We start from the raw sequence: 3,383 nt of genomic DNA, 5'->3' as shown, positions 1-3,383 counted from the left end.
GCCGGGGCTGTCCGGGTCGATGTCGCCGACCATGCCGCGTCCGGTGTCGCGGCCGGTGTAGCCGCCCCACAGGATCTCGCCGGTCGCCGCGTCGCGCATGGCGTAGCCGTACGGCGCCCAGACGCCGCCCTCGTGGACGGTGAAGATCTCCAGGCCCTCATTGTTCGGGTCGAAGTCGCCGACGTGCATGGCGTCGCCGTGGCCGAGCTTGGCGTAGGCCCCGGGATTGGCCGATTCGGGCGGCATCGTGTCGTACGAGGAGTACAGCAGCGAGCCGTCGTCGTCGAGCGTGGCGGAGCCGTAGACGATCTCCTGCTTGCCGTCGCCGTCGACGTCGGCGGCGCTCATGGAGTGGAAGCCCTGCGTGGTGAGCGTGCCCCACTCGGGGTCGGGGCCCTCGACGCCGTGCGGCCCGTCGTTGAACGGGTTGGACATCGGCGCGTGGCCGGAGTCGGCGAGCCAGCGCTGGGTCAGGTGCTCGCCGTCCCAGTCGTAGGCCGCGATCGTGGTGCGCGTGTAGTAGCCGCGGGCGAAGATCGCCGACGGGTGCTCGCCGTCCAGGTAGGCCACGTTCGACAGGAAGCGGTCGACGCGGTTGCCCGGTTCGATCCGGGACATGGCGTAGTCGCCCCACATCAGGCCGTCGTCGTCGCGCTGGACTGGGAAGTCGATCGTCTCGGCCTCCAGACCGGTCGAACCGTCGAACACGGTCAGGTACTCGGGACCGGAGAGGATGAAGCCCTCGAACTCGCGGAGCTTGTTGCGGCTCGAACGCGAGGGCGCGTAGACGTCGATGAAGTAGTCGGCCAGGGTCTCCGCGTCCGCTCGGGACAACGGATAGGCGAAGTCGAACTGGTCATCGGCGCCGAGCGCGGCCTCGATGGTCGCGGGCCAGTCACCGCCCGCGACCTCGGGGTGCTCGGACCAGCCCATGAACATGCCGACCAAGTGGTCGTAGTAGCCCTCGGCGGAAAGCCGGTAGTCATCCTCATTGGTGACACCGGCCTCGACATCGTCCTCGGGCAGGGTGATGAAGGCTTCCTCGCCCTCCACGTAAGAGGTGGACTTGGTGCCAGGGGCGGTCTTCACCATGACCTCGCTGACACCGTCGCCGTCGAAGTCGAAGACGTCGAACTGCGTGTAGTGGGCACCGGCGCGGATGTTGACGCCCATGTCGATGCGCCACAGCAATTCGCCCTCGAGCGTGTAGGCGTCGAGATAGACAGAACCGGTGTAGCCGACCTGCGAGACGTCCTTGGAATTGTCGGGGTCCCACTTGACGACGTACTCGTAGTCGCCGTCCCCGTCGAGATCGCCGGGGCTGATGTCGTTGGCCTCGTATGTGTAGGACTGCCCGGCGGGCGTGACGCCGTCGGCGGGCTTCCGCAACGGAATGTCGAGATAGGACTCCGACCACGGGCTCACCGAATCGGAGAAGTCGACCTCCTCGCCGTCGACGACCGCGGCCACCCGGTATTCGGCGGTGCCGTCGCCCTCGGTGTCGAGGTAGTTGGTGCTGTCGGCGACCGTGGCCAGCAGAGCATCGCCCTTGTAGACGTTGAAGTCGGCGCCGGTCAGACCTGAATCGTTATAACCGGACACTTCATCGGCAAGCAGGCGCCAGCTGAGATACACGCCGTCGTCGGTGGTCGCCGCGACCAGACCGCGGTCGAGGTTCTCGAGCTGGACGCCGGAGCCCCCAACGTCGCCGGAGCCGGTGTCGGCGGACGCGGCCTGCGGACTCACGACGCCCGCACCTGCGAATACGGCCACCAAGGAGAGCGGGGCGAGCCGTTTGAAGACCGGAGGGGAACTCATCGAGGGAACTCCTTACCGTCGCACGAGGCCACCGGGGGGAGCGCGTCGGGTTCGAACACATGGCACACCGACGGACCTGCCTCGTTTGAAACGATTTAATCCGTCGTAGACTAACGAGCAGACGACGTCGTGTCAACCCATTGCCCCATGCAAATCTACGAAAGTCTTCTCGTGCCAGGCGATCACCGAGCACGGCAACAGAGACAGGCTCCTACTTTCAGACCGTCTCACCTGCGCGACCGCGTCGCGAACCACCACCCGCCCCGCTCTCGGCGGACGCGGCATCGCCACAAAGTTTCCAAAAGTTTCTCAGCGTCCCGCCTTGACTTCGAAACTACTTCATGATTAGCATCCTAGCATCGAGATATCTCAATATCGTTTCCGAAAATTTCCTTATGCGCCGCCTCATTCCGCGGCACATGCTTCCATGCCCGGCACCTGGAAGAGGAAATGATCCACCACATAAGACATACAGACTTCACATTCCTCATACGGAACGGCGCTTTCTCGAGTGTTCAAGAGGACTCCCTATAAGACCGCATGAGAGATGTTCCACCATTCCTTCGACCGCATCGACGCGTATATCGTGGAGACCCTTCCACGCCATTCGGCGATGCGAATTCCCAAGCGGCGCGAAGCGCCTCGGCCACCCGTGCCCGCGTTCGGCGCGTCCGGCAAACGCTTGCATTTCTGCAAGCCCTCGTGGAGGAGAAAGACTGACATGTTGCGACGAAGAAGAGCGAGAGCGGTAATCATCGCCGGAGTGACCGGCGCGGTCGCTATCGCGGCGACCGCGGTGGCACTGCAGACGGCCCACGCGGCGACCGTCCGCTACGAGGCCGAGGACTCCCCGGCCGCCTGCGACGGCACGATCGACAGCAATCACACCGGATACTCCGGCAGCGGCTTCTGCAACTCCGAGAACGCCACAGGTGCCACCGCGACGTTCACGATCGACGCCGACACGGCCGGAACGGCGACCCTCGCCCTCCGGTACGCCAACGGCGGCACGGGCGACCGGCCCGGCGACATCACCGTCAACGGCACGACCGAGACCGAGGCCGCCTTCGCGCCGACGGGCGCGTGGACCACCTGGGAGACCCAGACCGTGGCCGTTCCGGTGAACGCGGGGACGAACACGATCCAGCTCACCGCCACCACCGAGAACGGGCTGGCGAACCTCGACTACATCGAGGCCGACACGGCCGGCGGCGAGGCCTCGCTGGTCCGCTTCGAGGCCGAGAATTCGCCGGCTGACTGCGATGGCACGATCGACAGCAATCACGCGGGCTATTCCGGGACCGGGTTCTGCAACTCGGAGAACGCGACAGGCGCGACCCTCTCGTTCACGATCGAGACCGACAGCGCAGCCACGGCAGAACTCGAAGTGGGCTTCGCCAACGGCGGCACGAGCAACCGAAGCGCGAACGTGTCGGTGAACGGATCCTCGGCCGGCTCGCTCACGCTCGCGCCCACCGGCGCATGGACGACCTGGGACACCGAGACGATCACCGTGGGCCTGGCCGCGGGCACCAACACCGTCACCCTGGCCGCCACGACCGGCG

2 protein-coding genes are annotated in these 3,383 nt (G+C 65.7%); one reads left to right on the top strand and one right to left on the bottom strand.

The annotated features are described in order from the left end of the window. Positions 1-1,818 (bottom strand): rhamnogalacturonan lyase family protein (locus tag H613_RS27940; RefSeq protein WP_035738749.1); only part of this gene is annotated, 1,818 nt, incomplete at its 3' end. 796 nt (positions 1,819-2,614) lie between these two features. Here H613_RS27940 and H613_RS27935 point away from each other — a divergent pair. Further along, positions 2,615-3,383: carbohydrate-binding protein (locus tag H613_RS27935; protein WP_211234905.1), on the top strand; the 769-nt coding region annotated here is incomplete at its 3' end.

This window comes from Glycomyces arizonensis DSM 44726, from assembly GCF_000482705.1.
Taxonomy (GTDB): Bacteria; Actinomycetota; Actinomycetes; order Mycobacteriales; family Micromonosporaceae; genus Glycomyces; species Glycomyces arizonensis.
Note: the sequence above shows the minus strand (reverse complement) of the source record. Positions and strands in the feature narration are given on the sequence as shown.